This is a genomic window from Microvirga massiliensis (assembly GCF_001006805.1).
Lineage (GTDB): Bacteria > Pseudomonadota > Alphaproteobacteria > Rhizobiales > Beijerinckiaceae > Microvirga > Microvirga massiliensis.
In genome coordinates this window covers 452,217-471,379 of sequence record NZ_LN811351.1, presented here as the reverse complement: position 1 = coordinate 471,379, position 19,163 = coordinate 452,217, and the positions used below count along the sequence as shown (strand labels likewise).

The 19,163-nt window shown below is 61.9% G+C and carries 21 protein-coding genes and 3 pseudogenes; 15 read left to right on the top strand and 9 right to left on the bottom strand.

What is annotated here, in order from left to right:
• The 3 genes and pseudogenes from BN1233_RS07345 to BN1233_RS07335 all read left to right on the top strand — a co-directional run.
• A pseudogene (locus tag BN1233_RS07345) lies at positions 1 to 444 on the top strand (hypothetical protein); the annotation flags it as partial.
• A gap of 877 nt (positions 445 to 1,321) precedes the next feature.
• Complete coding sequence (locus BN1233_RS07340; RefSeq protein ID WP_046862846.1) at positions 1,322 to 1,648, top strand: hypothetical protein; 327 nt, start codon at positions 1,322 to 1,324, stop codon at positions 1,646 to 1,648.
• 124 nt (positions 1,649 to 1,772) lie between these two features.
• Entirely contained in the window at positions 1,773 to 2,141 is a 369-nt protein-coding gene (locus tag BN1233_RS07335) for a DUF1236 domain-containing protein (protein WP_082145240.1), read from the top strand.
• 92 nt (positions 2,142 to 2,233) lie between these two features.
• Here the strand turns inward: BN1233_RS07335 and BN1233_RS07330 are convergent, their stop codons facing one another.
• Complete coding sequence (locus BN1233_RS07330; protein ID WP_046862844.1) at positions 2,234 to 2,485, bottom strand: hypothetical protein; 252 nt, start codon at positions 2,483 to 2,485, stop codon at positions 2,234 to 2,236.
• On the opposite strand from BN1233_RS07330, the gene BN1233_RS46705 reads away from it, so the two are divergent.
• On the top strand, positions 2,484 to 2,720 hold the full coding sequence (locus BN1233_RS46705; protein WP_154678257.1) for a hypothetical protein: 237 nt from the start codon (positions 2,484 to 2,486) through the stop codon (positions 2,718 to 2,720). The genes BN1233_RS07330 and BN1233_RS46705 overlap by 2 nt on opposite strands.
• 148 nt (positions 2,721 to 2,868) lie before the next feature.
• Here the strand turns inward: BN1233_RS46705 and BN1233_RS07320 are convergent, their stop codons facing one another.
• Complete coding sequence (locus tag BN1233_RS07320; protein WP_046862842.1) at positions 2,869 to 3,276, bottom strand: DUF1236 domain-containing protein; 408 nt, start codon at positions 3,274 to 3,276, stop codon at positions 2,869 to 2,871.
• Positions 3,277 to 3,704: 428 nt separating this feature from the next.
• Positions 3,705 to 4,178, bottom strand: a pseudogene (locus BN1233_RS07315) (hypothetical protein); the annotation flags it as partial.
• 207 nt (positions 4,179 to 4,385) lie between these two features.
• Between BN1233_RS07315 and BN1233_RS07310 the strand changes: the two are divergent.
• Positions 4,386 to 4,769, top strand: a complete 384-nt coding sequence (locus BN1233_RS07310; protein ID WP_046862841.1) for a hypothetical protein — start codon at positions 4,386 to 4,388, stop codon at positions 4,767 to 4,769.
• A gap of 242 nt (positions 4,770 to 5,011) precedes the next feature.
• On the opposite strand, the pseudogene BN1233_RS50985 reads toward BN1233_RS07310, so the two are convergent.
• Positions 5,012 to 5,230, bottom strand: a pseudogene (locus BN1233_RS50985) (FAD-dependent oxidoreductase); the annotation flags it as partial.
• Positions 5,231 to 5,316: 86 nt separating this feature from the next.
• Between BN1233_RS50985 and BN1233_RS50980 the strand changes: the two are divergent.
• The 7 genes from BN1233_RS50980 (at position 5,317) to BN1233_RS07275 (ending at position 10,465) form a co-directional block, all read left to right on the top strand.
• Complete coding sequence (locus BN1233_RS50980; RefSeq protein ID WP_053086458.1) at positions 5,317 to 5,601, top strand: IclR family transcriptional regulator domain-containing protein; 285 nt, start codon at positions 5,317 to 5,319, stop codon at positions 5,599 to 5,601.
• 328 nt (positions 5,602 to 5,929) lie between these two features.
• The gene (locus BN1233_RS07300) at positions 5,930 to 6,808 is read left to right on the top strand and encodes a branched-chain amino acid ABC transporter permease (protein ID WP_046862840.1); all 879 of its coding nucleotides are present in this window, start codon (positions 5,930 to 5,932) and stop codon (positions 6,806 to 6,808) included.
• Positions 6,808 to 7,788, top strand: coding sequence for a branched-chain amino acid ABC transporter permease (locus BN1233_RS07295; protein ID WP_046862839.1), 981 nt, complete (start codon positions 6,808 to 6,810; stop codon positions 7,786 to 7,788). The genes BN1233_RS07300 and BN1233_RS07295 overlap by 1 nt, the downstream gene beginning before the upstream one ends.
• Positions 7,785 to 8,531 (top strand): ABC transporter ATP-binding protein, encoded by a 747-nt coding sequence (locus BN1233_RS07290; RefSeq protein WP_046862838.1) that lies wholly within the window; start codon positions 7,785 to 7,787, stop codon positions 8,529 to 8,531. Before BN1233_RS07295 ends, BN1233_RS07290 begins: the two co-directional genes overlap by 4 nt.
• A gap of 3 nt (positions 8,532 to 8,534) precedes the next feature.
• On the top strand, positions 8,535 to 9,272 hold the full coding sequence (locus tag BN1233_RS07285) for an ABC transporter ATP-binding protein (RefSeq protein WP_046862837.1): 738 nt from the start codon (positions 8,535 to 8,537) through the stop codon (positions 9,270 to 9,272).
• Positions 9,273 to 9,557: 285 nt separating this feature from the next.
• Complete coding sequence (locus tag BN1233_RS48245) at positions 9,558 to 9,857, top strand: hypothetical protein (protein WP_187144259.1); 300 nt, start codon at positions 9,558 to 9,560, stop codon at positions 9,855 to 9,857.
• A 26-nt stretch (positions 9,858 to 9,883) separates the two neighbouring features.
• Positions 9,884 to 10,465, top strand: a complete 582-nt coding sequence (locus tag BN1233_RS07275; protein WP_147707038.1) for a Rhs element Vgr protein — start codon at positions 9,884 to 9,886, stop codon at positions 10,463 to 10,465.
• Positions 10,466 to 11,686: 1,221 nt separating this feature from the next.
• Here BN1233_RS07275 and BN1233_RS07265 read toward each other — a convergent pair.
• The 4 genes from BN1233_RS07265 to BN1233_RS07250 all read right to left on the bottom strand — a co-directional run bounded on the left by BN1233_RS07265 (position 11,687) and on the right by BN1233_RS07250 (position 15,060).
• Positions 11,687 to 12,391: a hypothetical protein gene (locus tag BN1233_RS07265; RefSeq protein WP_048709509.1), complete on the bottom strand. Its 705-nt coding sequence runs from the start codon at positions 12,389 to 12,391 to the stop codon at positions 11,687 to 11,689.
• A gap of 8 nt (positions 12,392 to 12,399) precedes the next feature.
• Positions 12,400 to 13,149, bottom strand: coding sequence for an SDR family NAD(P)-dependent oxidoreductase (locus tag BN1233_RS07260; protein ID WP_046862835.1), 750 nt, complete (start codon positions 13,147 to 13,149; stop codon positions 12,400 to 12,402).
• A 93-nt stretch (positions 13,150 to 13,242) separates the two neighbouring features.
• The gene (locus BN1233_RS07255) at positions 13,243 to 14,229 is read right to left on the bottom strand and encodes an ABC transporter substrate-binding protein (RefSeq protein WP_046863176.1); all 987 of its coding nucleotides are present in this window, start codon (positions 14,227 to 14,229) and stop codon (positions 13,243 to 13,245) included.
• Between the two features lie 30 nt (positions 14,230 to 14,259).
• Complete coding sequence (locus tag BN1233_RS07250; RefSeq protein WP_046862834.1) at positions 14,260 to 15,060, bottom strand: ABC transporter permease; 801 nt, start codon at positions 15,058 to 15,060, stop codon at positions 14,260 to 14,262.
• Positions 15,061 to 15,186: 126 nt separating this feature from the next.
• On the opposite strand from BN1233_RS07250, the gene BN1233_RS07245 reads away from it, so the two are divergent.
• Positions 15,187 to 15,996, top strand: coding sequence for an ABC transporter ATP-binding protein (locus BN1233_RS07245; RefSeq protein ID WP_046862833.1), 810 nt, complete (start codon positions 15,187 to 15,189; stop codon positions 15,994 to 15,996).
• 47 nt (positions 15,997 to 16,043) lie between these two features.
• The gene (locus BN1233_RS07240; protein ID WP_046862832.1) at positions 16,044 to 16,892 is read left to right on the top strand and encodes an IclR family transcriptional regulator; all 849 of its coding nucleotides are present in this window, start codon (positions 16,044 to 16,046) and stop codon (positions 16,890 to 16,892) included.
• Between the two features lie 735 nt (positions 16,893 to 17,627).
• Here BN1233_RS07240 and BN1233_RS07235 read toward each other — a convergent pair.
• On the bottom strand, positions 17,628 to 18,485 hold the full coding sequence (locus tag BN1233_RS07235) for an alpha/beta hydrolase (RefSeq protein ID WP_063776722.1): 858 nt from the start codon (positions 18,483 to 18,485) through the stop codon (positions 17,628 to 17,630).
• A gap of 232 nt (positions 18,486 to 18,717) precedes the next feature.
• Here BN1233_RS07235 and BN1233_RS07230 point away from each other — a divergent pair.
• Positions 18,718 to 19,163: GMC family oxidoreductase N-terminal domain-containing protein (locus BN1233_RS07230; RefSeq protein ID WP_046862831.1), on the top strand; the 446-nt coding region annotated here is incomplete at its 3' end.

The following is a 19,163-nucleotide window of genomic DNA, read 5'->3' as shown; positions in this document are numbered from 1 at the left end:
CCCCATCGAATGGCGTCGGGGCCGAACCGGCCTGCCGACAGAGCCCGCGCGGCCGTCAAGTTCGCTTCGGCTTATCTGGATGCCTGGTCATCGCCCAATCGCGTGGCACTCGTCTCGACATCGGCCTTCTATGGACCGAGCGTGGTGTTCCATGGCCACGAGCGCAGCTACCGCTCCGTGTTCGCCGAAAAGCAGCGGTTTGCGGAGCGCTGGCCGGAACGGACGTATCGCTACCGACCGGAGTTCACGCAGGTTGCGTGCGAGGCCGACGGAGCGAGCTGTACCGTTTGGTCGCTCTTCGACTTTGCCGCGGCCGACCATGAGGGGCGGCGATCGCGCGGTCTGGGCGAACACGAGCTTGTGGTCAGCTTTGCGGGCGAGAAACCCATCATCGTGTCCGAGACCAGTCGCGTGCTGCGCCGCGGCCTCGTCCCACGAGGGTGATGCTTCATTCGATTCGCAAAGCTCGAACGCTCACTCTCAGACGCAGTAAGTACGAATTCGAATGCGCAAGCTTTGGCAAGTTGAGAATTGCCAGCGCGACAGTCACGTCATCGCGAAATGCGCGAATCCTTCCGAGGCTCACGGGACGCCGCCCCAGGGCTCCTGCGGACATAACCCGAAGCGTAGAAGCGGTCGGGAAACATCGGCTCCGCCAGGGCCGCAGCCGGACAGGGCCGAGCCGGCAAGACAGTTGAGCCGTGCCGTTCGCGGAACCTGCCGTTCCTCAGCCATAGGTGACTATCGCCTGCGGCTCACCCGCACTCGCCGCCTGCCCTCTCCTTGCCAAGGAGGACAGGATTGTGCGACGGCTCCCTGGAAGCGCTGGCAGGCATAACTTTCACGCGCCCGAAGGCCCACAGCGGACCGTGGTTCCAAGACTCCGGAAGGTTGGCGTGGCCGACGGCCCTCCTCTCCCCATCATGATCAAAAGCAGGCGTATGGTTCGAGTCAACTTCGGTCAGCCGCGGTAATCATCGCGAGATCGTAGAACCCACACATCGCCTTCAGGGCCACTCCGGGCTTGTGCGGGATCCGCAACCTCGTCCGGAATGCCGTCGCCTAGAGCGGCATGACACGTGGGCGCGCAGCGATGATGTAATCGCCAGGCATGATGAGATGAGTGCAATCTTCCTCACGCCCCCGCGATCCTATTCCCGGCAAATGCCATTATCGTTGAGTTGAACAGCCCCTGGCAAATGTTGCCGCACTCGAGTCAACATCATGAACCTTGGATGAACAGAGCTTCTCAGATCCCCTCCACTTGGAACTGCGAACTCATACGCGGGTTGTTCATGCGAGTTACACTGGAGTGCTTAGCATGAAGAAGCTCGCTGTTACCCTGAGCATCGGCCTCCTTGCGGCTACCGGCTTCGCCGGGGAGGCGGATGCCCAGCCCGGACGCGGGAAGGCCTACGGACATTACAAGCACGCCCACCGCTACGCGGCACCCGCAAGAGGCTACTATGTGGCTCCTCGCCGCCGTTCCAACGGGAGTGCAGTCGCGGCCGGTGTGGCCGGTGCCATCATCGGCGGCGCGCTCAGCGCCACGGCGCGACCGTCCTACCGCTACTATGAGCAACCGGCCTATGGCTATTACAGTGCGCCGCGTCGCTACTACCGCGACGACTATTACGACGATTACTGATCGCGTGAGACGCGTTCTAACCCGATGAGCCCCACCTCCCCGCCTCAGGCGGGCAGGTGGGCTTGGTCCGGGCCCTCGGCGAGCCGTGGCAGTACTCTGCGCGGCGGCGAACCGGAGAAACACGATGAGATCAGCGCGCATGGGATTGGGAGCAGCCGCGGCCGTTTTGGTCCTCGCCGCCACCCCGAGCTTCGGGCAGCCGACCGGAGGGATGGTGGTCGAGTCTGAAGCTCCTGCGCTGCTCCCGCCCGAGAAGCAGAAGCTGATTCGCGAGCAGGCCTGGCGAACCGACCTGCCTAAGGCCGATTTGGGCGAGCCGCCGCGGGTCGGCATGATCATTCCCCCGGAAGTCGAGCTCCTGGTGCTGCCGCAGGACATGAGCTCGGAGGTCCCAACCACCACGAGCTACCGCTACCTGATCGCGGGCGATGTCATCGCCGTGGTCGAGCCGGAGAGCCGCAAGGTCATCCAGCTCATCAATCGCTGGCCCTAGGGCCTGGAGAGCGATCCCTCATCGAGGCCGCGCAAACTCTTCACCGCGAACATAGGCCGGAATACCACGTCAAGCGCTCTGGAACGTCCGACCTATCCCGCGAAACGGACCAGAACTCGCAGGCTGTTGATCAACGCGTCCCGCTGGATCTCTGACAGAGTGCCGTCGCAGGTCGCATCGATGAGCGCGGCCAACTCTTCAGCGCCGGGGCGCCGTTCCCGGATCTCGCTCGCCCACATGGCGATCCGGGAGGCCTTGGCGGCACAGGACGGACACTCGTCGATGATCTCGTGAGCGAGCGTGAGGATGCTCTCGATGGGCGAGACGTCGGAATTGTCTTTCATGACCGTGCAGAGGGCTTACTTGGGCTCGATGCTCGGGTCACCGCCCGGGGTTCCCGGCGGTGGGATCACCCGCGTGGTGCCGGGATCGGGCGGCCGGATCGCCATATCGGGCGCGATGCCGCGCGGCGGATGGATCACGCCGTCACTCCGGTCCAGGCGCTCGCTCAAGCTCTCGTCCGGCCGGTTCATCGAGCCGGTGGAGCGCGGGTCCTGGGGTCCGGTGCTCTCGGATTGAGGCGTCTGCGGGTTCGCCGGCACAAGTGCGGCCGTCTGGGCTGGCGCTGCGGGACCGACCCAGCGTTCCGCTCGGTCGAACCCGTATGCGGAAATGGCGTGGGCGGCCTCTATGGACCGCCCACATTCGGTTCGAGAATTGACGCTCCTTAGCGTATGACCTGCACGATCTTGCGGCTGCCGGGCTCGACCAGCACGGGGGTGTCGTTGACGACCGTATAGCGGTAGCTCTTCACCTTGTACTGGGCCGGCACCTCATGGAGGGTCACGCCGGATTCCGGCAGGACCGCGCCCACGCGCACTTCTTCCTTATAGGTGTAGGACGGGACCTTCTGCGTGGTCACATATTGGCGGAACTCGGGCTGCTGCTGGTCGGCGATGCCGCCCACGATGGCGCCCGTCACCCCGCCCACGGCCGCACCGACCGGACCGCCCACGACCGCGCCGCCGACCGCACCCGTGGCGGCTCCGGCTGCGGCCCCGCCGGACTGCGCAAAGGCAGCAGCAGGCGCAAGGGTCGCGAGGATGGCACCAGCAAGAAGGATCTTCTTCGACATGAATAACTCCAGACCTGAATCTTCGGGCTCGCTGCCCGTTGTGAACAAACGCGCCGACCTCGATGTAGTTTCAAAGGAACTCTGTATTCATCGGCGCGAGCTGCCCGTATTCACGAACATGAACGCTCGATTAACGCATGGGCCTCCTTCGCGAGACAGGATGATCTGGGCGATGCTCCAAGAAGGGTCCGCTTGTCTTCTCTTCCGCAGAGATCTGTTCTTGTCCAGGAATATGACGGCAGAGGTCGTTACTCCGCCCCGCTTCGCCTCGATACGAGCCTCAGAACGGCTTCGGAAGCGGCGACCCGCGGCCATCCCGCGCTTTCCGCCTTGGCCTCTGCGCAGTACCAGCGAGCGCCTGCCTTCTCATTGACGGTCGTGCAGACGCATAACAGTCGCGCTGATGATCCTGACGTTGGTGTAAGCACTCACGCATCGGTGCAGGCCGAGCGGCGTAGAGCTCGCGAAGCAGCGTTTCCCTCGTCACTCGCAAAGCGGACGTTGGCGGGAGCCGGCGGTCGCCTATGGCCGGCCGCCGCCGTGCAAGGATCCTGCCACTGCTGCCAGATGGCCTGGATCATGAGGGAATTGAATGAGTAGTCGGCGATCTTCCACCACTGATAGCTCTGGTTCCGGAATGCGAGCTGATGCTCGTAGAGCTTCTTGAAGTGCGGGTTCTTCTCGGAAAGGTCTCGATAGACCTTGATCGAGGCACGATAGGCTTCTTGCAGCAGATTCTGCAGAAAGGTGCGCAGTTGGGCTCCAGCGCCGAGCAAGCGCCTGAGCGCCGCCGGATTCTGGACGTCATACTCGGCCTGCATGTCGGTGGCGGCGGCCATGACAGCGGTCTTGAGAAGCGATTGGTAGGACGGGGGCAGCTCACGCCATTTGTCCAGATTGACGAAAAAGCTGAGGGCCGAGTTCCCCTAGCAATCTTCACAAACCCAAGCTCAGGCGACCGTTACGGCGAACCCGGGCGCCATTCGAAAACGCTCGTCGTGATCGACTATGGCCAATTTGCGACGCACCCGATTCGTTCGCCAGGCTGGCAGGGCATGGCTACTCGATGCAAACACTGCGATAGTGACGGTGCGAATACGGGAGGCGCCATGTCCAAAGGATTCACCTCGTGGACAGCTCCAGTGGCTGAGCCAGAGCGACCCAGACCGCGTGGACTGCCGTCCGGCCTTGCGATCATCACCGTGCTGGCGCTCGCTTCGCCTGCCCGTGCGGACGCAATCGACGGCGACTGGTGCCACGACGATGGTCGCCACATGTCGATCCACGGGCCGACCATCGTTACCCCGGGCGGAGTGACGCTTCAGGGTGATTATACCCGCCACTCGTTCCAGTACACCGCTCCGTCGAACGAGGCGGGCGGCGGCCAACCCGTCTCGATGATCCTCCGCAGCGAAACCCGCGTCGATGTCCGGGTCGGCGGTCCGGGCGAGACCTACCAGACCTGGCACCGCTGCACCGCGACCACGAGCTGAAGGCGGCCCGTACACCGCGGACGATACTCTGCGCGGCTTTGGCGAGAGGACCTGCTCGATCATGTCCCTGGAGGTCTGGATGGAACTGAGCCGCCTTCTTCGGCAGGTGCTCCCGACGGCAACTGAGCGCACGGCAAGTATCCATCTCTGTTGCCGATTGCCCCATGTCGCTGGAGCAGGATTCGATACGTGATGGTTATCTACTGGGTTGCGGCCTTAGTAGCGGTTTATGTGGTCTGAAATTACCACTCATCCTTGTATCCGTCTGCCGCGAGATCATTGTCGGATCCCGCGGGCGCCCAGCCGGAGATCAGGTCGAAGAGCACGCGCCCGGAGCCGCAGACCACGGTCAACCCAACGTGCCATGGCCGGTGTTTGTATAGGTTCCTGTACCGGGTCGGGCCCACCACAGGCGTGCCATCTCGTGTCATCGGCCGCGACCCGGCTCCGAAACCGGCCTGCTTGACGTGTGCCCGCCCCTCAGGGCCTTCAGTTCGACCCGGGCGAAGTCGCACCGCTCCATTGCACGTCCACCGGAAAGATCTACATGAGCCGGCCTGCCCCCAAGGCCCGCGAACGGCTCGTGCGCTCGCTTGCCCTTACCAAGCATACAGCGAATACGATCACCGACCCGGATGTCCTGCTTGGCGTGATCGAGGAGATCCGCCGCCGCGGATGGGGCAAAACCAATGAGGAGTTCGTGAAGGGCGTGGTCGGTTGCGCCGTTCCGATCCTCACGCCGAAACGTGACTTGATCGCATATCTTGGCGTCTCCGTGCCGGCGGCGCGGGTCAGCTTCGCGGAATTGGACCGCTTCATTCCCCCACTTTAGAATGCGGCAATGCTCCTTCGGAGACCATCCTACAGTCCGAGAGCGATTTCGACACGGACGCAGATCCTTCGGCCGAAACGGGATCTTGATTCTGGCAGACATCCCGATACAGGCGATCGGTCACTCGCGGAGGATTCCAGTCCGCGAGCCTCCGGTGACGATCTCCCGGCTGGAATGCCTCACCGTTCCCGTGGGAGCGGACGGTCCGGCACGGCGGGTAGCACATCGTTCTCGGCTGTGGTGCTGATCATGACGAAGGCGAACTGATCGCGGGCACCTGCCGCGGTGACTCTGCCGGTCGCCGCGGACTCCCGGTAAATTACGTGCGATGTCCGAATTCCTACAGGTCATGCTGTCCGGGCTTGCGACCGGATCCATCTACGCGCTTGTCGCGATCGGCTTTGCGCTGGTCTGGCAGACAGCCCAGGCGATCAACTTCGCTCAGGGCGAGTTCGTCATGGTTCCGGCGTTCCTGGCGCTGGTGGGATTGAACCATTTCCACCTGCCGCTTTGGGGTGCCCTGCTGTTCGGGCTTGCCATGTCGATCGTCATCCTGGGGGTGACGTTCAAGAAGCTTGTTGTCGAGCCCATCCTGCCCCATGGCGGTATCACGCTCGTCATCGCGACGATTGCGCTCGGGATCCTGCTCAGGGAGAGCGTGAAGGAGTTCTACAGCGCGGAGGGTCAGCCCTTCCCCGCGATGTTCCCAACCGACCCGATCAACGTCTTCGGTGCGGTCGTCTCGCTCCAGGATATCCTGAACCTCATCCTGTCGCTCGGCATCGTCGGTCTGCTGACGCTCTTTCTCAACCGCACCCGCACGCGCCGTTGCATGCAGGCAACGGCGCGGAACCCGGCCGTGGCCGAGACCCTGGGCGTCAACGTGAAGAGAATGATCCTCTACACGTTTCTCATCAACGCCGCGCTCGCGGCGCTCGCCTCCTTCCTCATCACCCCGGTTTATCTCGCCAAGTTCTCCAATGGCGAAACCCTGGGCCTCATCGCCTTCATCGCCGCAATCGTCGGCGGCTTCAACCAGATCCGCGGCGCGCTGGTCGGCGGCCTTCTGATTGGTGTGCTGGACAACCTCGTCGCCACCTACGTCACTGCGGAGTATCGCGCTGCACTGCCGCTGATCCTCCTGATCGTCATCATCCTGGTTCGACCGAACGGCATCATGGGAACGCCTGAGGGGAGGACCGTCTGATGAAGACCTGGCTTCGTCCTCTCCTGATTCTGGTCCTGATTGTGCTGGCGATCGTCGCGCCCATCGGACAGGGCAACTACATCATCTACGTGATGGCCTCCTGGCTGATCCTGTCGATCGCCGCGATGGGTCTCGATCTCACGCTGGGCTATGCCGGCCAGATCTCACTGGCACAGGCCTCCTTCATGGCCATCGGCGCCTACATCACGGCGCTCCTCTCGCTCGCCGGCTGGCATTGGATCACGGCCATGCCGCTCGGCCTGCTTGCCTGCTTCGTCGTCGGTCTCGTCCTCGGCTATCCGGCCCTGCGCGTGAAGGGGCATTTCCTGGCCTTCGTCACACTTGCCTTCAACACGTTGGTGTTCCTCGTATTGCGTAATGAAGAGTGGCTGACCGGCGGGACTTACGGGCTCGTCGGCATTCCGCGTCCGAACTTCGGGCTGTTCTCGACCATGCGGTCGCTGCCCTTCTATTACTTCACGCTGGCGGTGACGGTCATCGCGGCGCTCGCCATGTGGGGCGTTGTGCGTTCGCCTTGGGGCCGCGCCTTCAAGGCGCTTCGCGAGAACCCGATCCGGGCGGAGAGCCTCGGGGTCGACACCCGCCGCATCACGCTTCTCGCCTTCGCCATTGGCTCCATGTATGGCGGACTTGCCGGCTCGCTGATTGCACCTCTCGTCCAGTTCATCGAGCCGGGCTCCTTCAGTCTCGCCCATTCGTTACGCATCCTGCTGATGGTCATCGTGGGCAGTGCGGGCTACTTCTTCGGCCCGTTTCTGGGCGCGGCCGTGGTGATCCTGCTGCCCGAGTTCCTCCGATTCACGGGAGGCTACTATCTGATCATCTACGCCGTGCTCGTGATCGTCATGCTCGTCTTCGTCCCGTCAGGCCTGATCGGCATCTGGGCCCGCATTCGCGAGCAGTTCATCGCGCGGCCCATAGCCCGAGCCGATCTCCAGCAGGGCGCACACCTGAAATGAGGCCGCCAATCCTGTCGGTCAGCAACATCGAGAAGAGCTTCGGCGGCATCAAGGCTGTCAGGGGCGTATCCTTCGATGTGCACAAGGGCGAGATCCTCGGCCTGATCGGACCGAACGGCTCCGGCAAGTCGACGCTCTTCAACTGCATCCTCGGCCAGCTCGTGCCCGATGCGGGGCACGTCCGGGTCAATGGCCGCAACGTTTCCGGCATGCGGCCGTCGGAACTGAATAGGCTCGGCGTCGGCCGCACCTTCCAGCAACTCTCAGTGTTCCCGCAGATGAGCGTTTTCGACAACATCATCCTGGCGGGGCAGGAGCATCGCGGCACGATGCTGTTGCGACTCTTCGGCCCAGCCGATGCGGGACTCGCTCCGGAAGCCGAGCGAATGATCTCGTTCTTCCGCCTGACGCATCTGCGCGATACCGTGGCTGGCTCGCTATCCTACGGCCAGCAGAAGCTGCTCGATGCGGCCATGGCGTTCATGGCAGGTCCAGCCCTAGTGCTTCTCGACGAGCCGGCGGGTGGCGTGAACCTGACGATGCTCGCGCATCTGAAGGAGCGGCTTATCGCCTACAATGCCGAGCATGACACGACATTCGTGGTGATCGAGCACACCATGGAGTTCGTGATGAGCCTCTACACCCGGATCATCGTGCTCGCCGAGGGCGCAATCATTGCCGAAGGCACGCCGGACGAGATCCGGTCGAACCAGACCGTGATCGACGCCTATCTCGGAGGATGACTTATGCTGGAACTCCGGGATGTTTACGGCGGCTACGGCAAGATCACGATCCTGAACGGCGTCTCGTTCAAAATCCCGGCGGGGTCGATCACGACGGTGATCGGCCCTAACGGCGCGGGCAAGTCCACCGTGTTCAAGGCGATCTTCGGCCTGCTGCAGATCCAGTCGGGCCAGATCCTGCTGGAGGGAAAGGACGTCACGCGCCAGACCCCGCGCCAGATGATCGCCCACGGCGTGACCTATGTTCCGCAGGGCCGCAATGTGGTGCCTCAGCTTTCGGTCTATCACAACCTCGAACTCGGTGGGATCACGGCCCCGGATCAGGCGAAGGTGCGCCAAAGGATCGAGGCGGTGATGGACCAGTTTCCGATGCTGCGTGAGTTCAGGAACCGCAAAGCGATCGAACTTTCCGGCGGTCAGCAGAAGCAGCTCGAGGTAGCCCGCTCGCTTCTGCTCGACCCGAAGCTGGTTCTCATCGATGAACCTTCGATCGGGTTGTCACCGAACATAGTGCAGGAGGTCTTCCACACGCTGATCTGTCTGCGCGACAACGGCGTGACGATCCTGATGGTGGAACAGAACGCCAAGGCCGCACTCGCCATGTCGGACTACGGCCTGGTGCTGGAACTCGGTCAAGCCCGCTTGCACGATGAGGCGAAAAAGCTTCTGGTCGACACACGCGTGGGCCAGCTTTTCCTCGGCGGACACGTTCACGAGAATGCTGCGGTCAATGCTCATTGAGGCGCTGCGGGCTCGGGACACTCGCCTGGGCGAGTTCCGATCTTGTGCGACCGGACATGCTACTTCTGGTGTGTGGATGTGCTGGAGCCTGCGCTTTGGAGCCACGACCCGGTAAGTGATCCTCCCCTGAATGAGTGGACGCCTTTGATACGCACTGGCTTTGAGTCGGTCGTGATTGGCGCCGGCCTTGGCTCGGACGTCACGCCGCACGTTCTCCGGCACACGACCGCAACCTGACTGATGCAGCGAGGTGACGATCTTCGGCAGGCCACACGGTTCCTCGGCATGACCGTTCAGATGGTCGAGAAGGTCTCCGAGTTGGAGGCGACACGTAGCGAATTCGTGACGCTGATAAATCTCTGGCGGGTCAGGCGCCGGTTCCGCGGCGGCTCGGCCTCGGCCCGGGCGCTGGCGCTTTTCCCCCACTATCCCGTGGTGACGATCGAGGGGCTGGCATCCTTGCTCGGCGTGAGCTTCCGGCAAGCCTCTGAGGCTGTCTGGCAACTCCAGGAGGCCCGCATCCTCGAGGAGCGGACCGGCTATGCGCGAAATCGGATCTATGCCGCACCAGAGGTGCTAGTCTAGCAATTGCATTAGGAGAGCGGTTGGTGGTGAGCAGATCATTGACCTCGGGCGAGCAGGAACTGGCGCAGCCGATTTTCAAGGATGCAGTAGACTACTCACGGGTTCGTATCCACAACAGGAGGTACATACCCTTCCAGCCGAACAATTGCGGCTTGACCCCACGGGGCACAGTCTATGCGGTTGGCATCTATAGTCCCGACTACTCACGGGAAGGTCCGCACCTCCGAGCCTTCTTCATCCACGAGATGGTCCATGTCTGGCAGCATCAGGGCAAGATCCTGCGTCTCGGGGTGATTGGGTCTGCTGTTCTGGAGATGATTCGGAACCGCGGCAACTACAGCTTGGCGTACCCTTACGTCCTCGATCCAGCCATGGATCTGATCGACTATAACCTCGAGCAACAGGCGGCCATCGTCGAGGATTATTTCCGTCTTACCAAGTTGAGGCTTTCGCCGCAGCACGCACGGCTGTCGCAAGTGGGAAAGGGTCGGCCGGGCCCTCGCGGCACACCAGCACTGCGACTCTACGAAGTGGTTCTCAGCCGGTTCCTGCAGGATCCGACATACGGCATACGATTCCGCCAGAGTGCCCGCACACACGTTGCGTGAGCCGTGTCGCCGGCTAGCCGGCGGCATCGTGATGTCGGGCTTGGCCTCGACGGTGGCGATCAGGAAGGCCGCATCGGGCGCCAGCTTGCCGGTGCAGCGGGCGGGCGACCCTGGCGCGCCGAAGCCGGCGATCCGGATTGGCGCTGGCGCTGCAGCAGCTTCAGCGCGGGATCTCAGTGCGGCATCATGTGCTCCTGATCCGAGCCTTCTGCATCGGCTGTTTGGACTGACCTCGGCAGAAGCAGAAGTGACATGTGCCCTATATGGTGGCGCGACCAAGAGCGCTGTGGCGGCGATATGCGGGCTCAAGGAGTCGACCATCAAGAGCCAGGTCGACTCCATCCTCCTAAAGACCGGAACGGCCAATCTGCGCGACTTGGAACGTCTCCTCGCCAGCTTGCGGTAGGATATCCTAGATGCATCTCATGCGAAGCAACGGTGTAGTGCGGCTTTTCCAATCGCAGGATATGCAGAAATGGTGAGCCGAGATTCAGACCCCGTGAGACCGGAAAGCAACGCCCGTTGGCTCACCCGAGGGGTAGTCGCAAGCACACGACCGGTGAGTGTGCCTCCTGCCGGTTTCCCATCCTGGCGCCCAGGCCACGTCGCACCCAGTGTGGGCGCGGCATACAAAGCTCGGTAGTTATGGGGTGGGCGTGACAGGCGTGTCGGGTGATGCTTCGGTGGTTTTGGGGTTTGGGCGAATGCCCAAAATAAGACCCGCCGTGAGGCGGGTGTCCTTTCCCTATGCAGCGTGACGGGCCTCTGACGCCTTCTGGATCGTTCAGCCGCCGAACTCGAGCATCAGGCAGCAGGCCCGGCAGACCGGAACCGGTTCGGCCAGCAGACGGGCGACCTCGGCTTCAGCTTCGGCGATCGCCTTATAGAGGTCGGTGTGCTGCGGGTTCTGCGGCTTGCGAACCGGATCGCAGCCGACGTTCCACTAGACCTCCCAGAGATCGGGCTGATCTATAAAATTGATCCGCTGGACCGAGATCACTTCCTCGCCCGGCATGATCGACCCGAAATAGGCCTTGCGGGAAGATCCGATCGACTTTGCGTCCGACCAGATGAGGGCGTTCGCTTGAGGCTGGGCCTGGGATATTGTTGTCCTTTCAGGGATTTTGCATCGATTTCGGTTCGATCCTCAATCCGAAGGAAATCCCTCAACCCTGCTCGACGCGCCTGCGTCCATCCACCTCCCCTGCTCCGTCCCTTATGTCACTTGGAGAGATCGTCGCGGGAGATCGTGATTTCATGGCGATAAAGGCCACGAATAATAGCGCAAGCTCCGACGGCGCCCAGCGCTTCATCAGAGAATTCCGTGTTCATAACCTCCGCAACTGCGCCAGGATCAGCTCCTTCGATCAAGAGCACCTCTTCAGGGACCTCGGTGCTTGACTGGCGTGCACGGCGCTCTGCCGTTTCAACGCTGCTGGCTTCCATGTTGGTCCGGCAATAGTGAATACCCAAAACTTGATAGTTCCGGCGAAGGGCGCGATCAGCAATTTGAGGGAGTTCATCAGTAAGCCGTTCCGGGCCCCCCGACAGCTGGAAGCGCAAAGTTCCGGTGATGCCGCCTTGCCCCAAGCCGGATGTGAAGACCACATGCGTCAGCGACCGTGCGGTGTCCGTAAAGAATGGCACTGCCCGTCGGGTCCACTCTGTGGGGGCGGCAAGCCGCTCGAGGTAAAGTCCCTCCTCGAGGACGTGTATGTCATCCACTTCGTAAAGCGTGAAGAACTCAGGGGCGGTTGTAATCCCGCCAGTATCCGGAGCAGCGATGTAGCGCCGCCCCCTGTTGAAGCCGGGAACCTCGACCCTCTCCAGGATGTGCTCCCGATTGTGCCACCCGAAGAATTCGTTCCGGCCCTCCTCGCGAATGCCGTTCCAGATCGTCACGGCTCCTTGTCCGAACAGGCTCATGTTTGACCTCAATACGTTGCACGGCCACCCGACAGGTCGAAAACGGCCCCGGTGCTGAAGCTGCACTCGTCCGAACAAAGCCAGAGCGCGAGGGCTGCGACCTCGTCGGGTTCGAGAAAGCGACCCATTGGAATACGCGATAGAATATCCGCCAGACGTTCCTTCGGGGCATCGATGCTCATGGCCGTCATGGACGCGGCCGGCGTGATCACGTTGACGAGAATACCCTGCTTTGCGAGCTCTTTGCCGAGGCTCTTGGTAAGCGCAATCAGGCCGGCCTTGGCGGCGCTATAGGCAGCAGCCTTGTCCATCCCCTCCTTCGCCTGGATCGAGGCGATGTTGACGATCCGGCCGGACTGGCCATTGCCTACTGTCCTCAGCATCAGGGGCACGAGTGCGCGGCACGTCAAGAATGCACCGACAAGATTGACCTCGAGAATGCTTCGGAACGTTGCCACCGGGACCTCCCAGGTGGGAAGGGGCTCGCCAACGATCCCGGCGTTGTTGATCAGGATGTCGATCCGTCCGAAGCGACTCATGAGAGCGTCCGCGGCGTCGGTAACGTTCGCTTCATCGGTCACGTCGACCGCATAAACTGGCGCGTCGCTGTCCGGCAGCCGTCCGAGAGCGGCCGGAAGGTCCCAGAGCACGGGGGTTGCACCGGCGGCCTTCAGCCGCTCGACGATAGCACGACCAAAACCTCCGGCCGCACCGGTGACCACGGCAATCCTGCCAGTAAGGTCATATCGGGCTGCCATATCGACGATTCCGTGGAAAGAGCTGATGAGTCATGCGAGCCCGGCCACCGGAGTGGAAAAGGGAGGCGCGCCGGGCGCGCCTCCCTAGATCGGTCACGGCTTGACGAAACGGTTGGTGTAAAAGTGGTCTGCCGGCAGGTCGGTTTGGACGTCCTGATATTGCTTCATCAGATCGAGCGTCCTCGTCCAATCCTCCGGAGCCATCACACCAGTCTCCAGCGACGGGTTACTCGGAGAGCCGAGAAGCTTCAGGGAGGCTAGAAGCTGGTCCTTCAAAAGCGCCTTGTCGGATTGGGGCTTCGCTTCGAAAGCCGCTTCGACCGCCTGATCAGGGTTGGCCTTCGTCAGGTCAATGGCCTTGCGCGTTGCCCGCACGAACCGCGCCACCAGGTCCGGATTCTGGTCAACCGTAGATCGATTGACGATGATCGTCAGGCCCTCGGTGTTGATCCCCAGTTCCGCAAACGAGAAGACCTTCTGGTCGAGGCCCTTCTGGTTCAGGACAATGACCTGGTTCTCGAGGCCTGCGAGGATCCCGTCGACGCGCTTTTGCATGATTGCGACGATCTTGCCGGGGCCATCCACGTTCAAGGTTTTGACTTTGGAGGGATCAACCCCATTCGCCTTCCAGACAGCGGGAAGCAGGGGAAGGGAGGCTTCCCCGTTCTGAACCGCAATGGTTTTCCCCTCGACGTCTTTGATCTTGGAGACTCCCGCATCAGCCCGGAATGAAATGCCATAGGGGGAGGTGTTCAGGATCCCCATCACCGAAACAACGGGCGCTCCGCGCGTTGCACCCGCGATCACGCTGCCTCCGTCCGCGACCCCAAACGTGTCGCTACCGGTTGCCACAACCTGGACCGTCCTGACCGAACCTTGGCCTTCCCCGATGGTCAGGTCGATGCCCTCTGCGGAATACGCACCCTGCTGCTTTCCGTAATAGAAGATGGCGTGGACTCCGGAGAGCAGGAAATTCAGCCTTAGCGTCGCCTGATCGGCGGCAGCTGCCGGGTTCGCGAGCCCGAGCCCAAGCGACATGATGATCGCGCCGGCCAGCCCGTGTCTTGTGAATGTCTTCATCTGGCGTTCCTCCATCTGGATTTTTCTCGATCACGTCGGGCTGCGGCCGACAGCGAACTCATCCCGTCTTTGCGAGACATGCCAAGGGATCATCAAGCGCTCGACCATCTCGACCGCGCCGTATAGCAGGAGCCCGAGAAGGCTGAGCACGACAATGACCGCAAACGTCATGCTCGTGTTCATGTTGCCGTTGTACCCGAGCAGAAGATATCCCAGCCCGTTGTCCGATGCGACGAACTCCGCGACCACCGCTGCTGTTGCGGAAAGTGCAGCGGCCACCTTGAATCCGGCGAAGAGCGACGGGAGTGCGCTGGGAAGCTCGACCTGCCAGAAGATTCTCAAGCGGCCAGCCCGGTAGCTCTTCGCAAGATCATACACATCGGATTCGATTGATTTGAAAGCGACGATCGAATTCACGACGATGGGGAAGAAGGACAGCAGAAACACGAGGAGGACCTTCGACGGAAGTCCGAAGCCCACCCAAATGATGAAGAGCGGTGCAATCGCGATCTTCGGGATGATCTGAAGGACCACCAGCAGCGGGTAAAACAACTTCTCGAAGGCGGACGAGTAAACCACCAGGAGAGCAATTGCCACACCAAGAACGGCGGCCATCAGGAAGCCGAGCACCATGGGTTGCAGGGTGTACCAGGCCGCGGGCAGAACCACGTTCAGGTTCTGTGACAGATCGAACAGGACTTTCGACGGCGCAGGCAGGATATATTCCGGAATCGCAAGCAGCCGGACGACGAGCTCCCACACCGCGAAAGCTCCGAGAAGGCTTGCGGCGAGGTGCAGCCTCCCACTCAGGCGCTTCACGAAAGCCTGCATCGCTCCCTCCCTCGTGACACGGGTTCCGTTTCGCGGAGCCTTCTTGTTTCGCCTTGACGAAATCACTTGGAACAATATTCTAAGTGATCAATCATCCTGTCAACAAATATCGCCGGGAGCGAACCCATGCTCCAGAGCAGCCCCCAGGGCTCTCCAGAGTCACACACTGGGATCCATCTTGAGAGCGTGACAAAGTCTTTCGGGCGTGGCAGCGCTCCAGTCGTAGCTCTGGAGAAAATCGATCTTCAGATTGCCGACGGCGAATTCGTTGCCGTTGTGGGGCCGTCGGGTTGTGGCAAATCGACGATGATGCGGCTGATCTCGCGCCTGACGATGCCCAGCACAGGCAGGATCTCGGTCTTCGGAGATACGTCCGATGCACCACCACACGACATGGGAATAGTCTTCCAGGCGCACGTCCTCCTGCCCTGGCGGACCATCCTCGATAATGTCCTCTTCCCCGCTGACATGACCGGCCAGCGCCGCGATGATTTCAAGCCTAAAGCTTTCGAGCTGCTGGAGAGTGTCGGTCTCAAAGACTTCGCTGGCTCCTACCCGCACGAGCTTTCGGGTGGAATGAAGCAGCGGGCCGCAATCGCCCGTGCGCTATTACTCCGGCCCAGATTGCTTCTGATGGATGAGCCGTTCGGAGCCCTCGATGCCCTGACGCGCGAGCAGATGCGGATCGATCTTGAGGCCCTGTGGCTTACGAAACGGATGACGGTCGTGTTTATCACTCACTCCATAGACGAAGCCGTGCTCCTTGCGGACCGCGTGATCGTGATGACGCCTCGTCCAGGTCGGGTGGAACGAATCCTCTCCGTCGACATGCCTCGTCCGCGCGGCTTGGGAGCACGCCGAGAGGCCGAGTTCCTCGAAAAGAGTGAAGAGATCACAGATATCTTCCTGTCTCGGGGGATTTTGCAGCGCCACTGACCGAGGCATCGTGGCCCCGCAAGGCGACTAACCAGAAGGGTGTCGTGATGGGCGAAACGCATGTTGGTTACGCCGGGAACGCACCTGAGCGGACCATCAACGTGATCGAGGTCTTGGCCCTCGCGGAAGAGCCGATGCGACTCTCTGAATTGGCACAACGCGTCGGTATTCCCAGGAGTGCTGCGCACCGCATCCTGGCGAGCCTTATTGATCGTGGTTGGGTCGAGCAGAACCAGGAAAGTGACTGCTACGCGCTGACGCTGCGGATGGCATTGCTCGGCCAGAGACAGTTGTCTGTTCTCAACATCAATAATCTCAAACAGCCGATCCTTGATGGCCTGGCGAGGCGAACGAAGGAACTCGTACGCCTCACGGCCGTGCAAAACGATAAATTGGTGTGGATTGGGTCAGCCCGAGGACGACGCTCTGGCCTCGTCTACGAGGCGGACATGACGGAGGAGATCATCCCCTATGCCACAGCCAATGGAAAAATCTGGCTGTCGAGCCTTCCGACCGAACAGGCAGTTAAGATTGCTCTCGATGCCGGCCTTGGCAAGCCGAGGGATGGACTTCGGACCGCCAGCACGGTCCCGGAGCTGTTGGTGGAGCTCGAGGTCACCCGCCAGCGTGGCTATGGCTTGGCGCAGGAGGAGGCGGAGCAGGGAGTCGCAGCCATTGCCGTGCTGGTGGATGGTGAGCGCGGTGTCATTGGAACCATGAGTGTTGCAGCTCCGGTTAATCGACTGGGTTCTGAACGAATTGCGGCTATCCTCCCTGACCTTCGGCGTTCAGCTGAGGCCATGGGATTGGCTTGGCTCGGCGGCAGTGTCGGAAAGCAAATGAACGAAGCGCTATCTTCCACTGGATCGTCCAAGGCGACCCGCAGCGTCAGCTGAATTCGAGCGCGACCGTATCAGAATCGAACATGCCGCTACGGTGGCGAATGACACTGACGATCTTGCGGAGCCGAGCTTTGTGTTTCTTGACGTCCGCACACAAACGCGACCCTCTTCCTCCGGAAGCGACCGCTTGCTAGCATGAGGTCTGCAATGATGCGGTAGCCCAGTGGGGCACGGATGCGAGCGCACTAACATTGATCCCGAACCACCGCATGGGGGCTGGCCAGTCATGGCGACCTGCCCTGACTACGCTCGCGAAATCCACGGCATTAGCGTCGGTGGCACGAGCGATGTGTTTGTAGGTCTCGGCGTGTCAGCTTTTCGGGAGCACCTGCAGCTCGCAGCCGTGATCCGACGCGTCGTCGGTTCGGAGCCGGCTGATCCCGAGCTCGTGCGATCGTCCGCGGATGGTGCTTGGCTACACGATCGAGCGGCTGCGCGATGTCGCTGCGAGACTACGCCCAGAACGGACCCTGGAATCAGAGGGGGCGCCCCAAAGAGCTGTGTGAGAACCAGGTTCAGGATTCCTGGCACGGTTGAGGCGCGTGAGACTGCCCATGGCAAGAGCCGTGGGCATTTTCGCATGGTGTCGTCGGTCTTGCCTCAAGCCGTGTGCAGCCATACGGATGGTGCTCCGATCAGGTGGTTGGCTTTCCAGAATTCTCGTCAGCCAGGCGGCCTGGAGGTGGGAGTTCGACCATCCCGCCAGAGACCCTTGCGAGACTGTCGGGCCTATGGCGGTTGTCGTGACCTGCCAGCGCGGTCCGAGAAAGGGTCCGGCAGACGGGCCTCAACCGCCGCAAGGAAGTCAGCCACTGCTGTCATCCCGCCCTGCTCCAGGTTTCTGGTGTGGTTTCCACCCTCGATGCGAACGAAGCGCTTCGGCTCCGGCGCGGCCGCATAGAGCCGCTCGCCGAAGGCAAAGGGGATGGTGCGATCCTCCGTGCCATGCAGGATCAGGATCGGAGCCTTCACCTTCTCGATGATGTCGAGCGAGCGGAACTGGTCCAGCATCAGCCAGGAGACGGGCACAAACCAGTAAGTGAGGCTCGCCACATCGGCCGTGGAGGTGTAGGGCGCATCCAGGATGAGACCGGCCAGCGGCTGTTCGCTAGCGAGGCGCACGGCCACACCCGTTCCCAAGGACTCACCATAGGCCACGAGGCGCGAGGCCGCATAGGCTTGCGCCAGCCAGTCATAGGCACTGCGGGCATCGGTGTGGAGACCCGCCTCTGTCGGCGCTCCGGTCGAGCCGGAGTAGCCCCGGTAGCTGATCATCAGCAGCCCTCGGCCGGACGCGGTCAGCGCCTGCGCGCGCAAGCGCCCGTTCCACAGGCTGCCGCCGTTGCCGTGGAAATACAGGATCACGGCCTTGCCGAGTTGGGGTGGCTTCCACCAGGCCACGAGCCGTTCGCCGTCTGGCGTCGTCAGGACCAGATCCTGAAAACCCGGAAGGCCTGCCTCGGCGGCGGTGGTGCGCCGGTCGGAGGCGGGATAGAGCAAGCTTCGCTGGTTTACGAACAAGACCGCGAGGACGGAGGCGTACAAGACGGCCACAGCGAGGACGAGACGGCGGAGGTGGCGGACCATAGGGATCGGCTGACGGCATTGTCACATCAGGGCGCTTTCACTGATTTCTGCTGTCCTCCCCGGAGAGCCAGATTGTGCGTTTCCAATGGGTCAGGCCAGCCGCGTTCGGGCCCAAAACGGCCTCTTTTTACTTGATGCAACTAGGCCGCGCCGCCGGCAGCCCGTTCAGGCTATACTTGCGTCGCTTGCCGACGTTGAATTTGCCGCCTGTACGAACTGATCGGGGCATCTCGTGCCAGCGCCTGATATCGAGATTTGCGACTTCATTGTCATCGGTGCCGGATCGGCCGGCTGCGTGTTGGCCGATCGGCTTTCAGCCGATGTCCGCAGCACCGTGCTCGTGCTCGAATTCGGCGGCTCCGACCGCTCCGTTCTGATCCAGATGCCGGCGGCACTCTCGATCCCGATGAACATGACCCGGTACAACTGGGGTTACGAAACCGAGCCGGAACCTCGTCTTGGCGGCAGGCGCCTCCAATGCCCGCGCGGTAAGGTGATCGGCGGTTCGTCTTCCATCAACGGCCTCGTTTATGTGCGTGGCAATCCGCTCGATTTCGAGCGCTGGGAGGAGGAAGGCGCATCAGGCTGGGGCTATCGGCATGTCCTGCCGTACTTCCAACGCACCGAGTCACGGCAGGAGGGCGGGAATGCCTGGCGCGGCGGCTCGGGTCCCCTTGC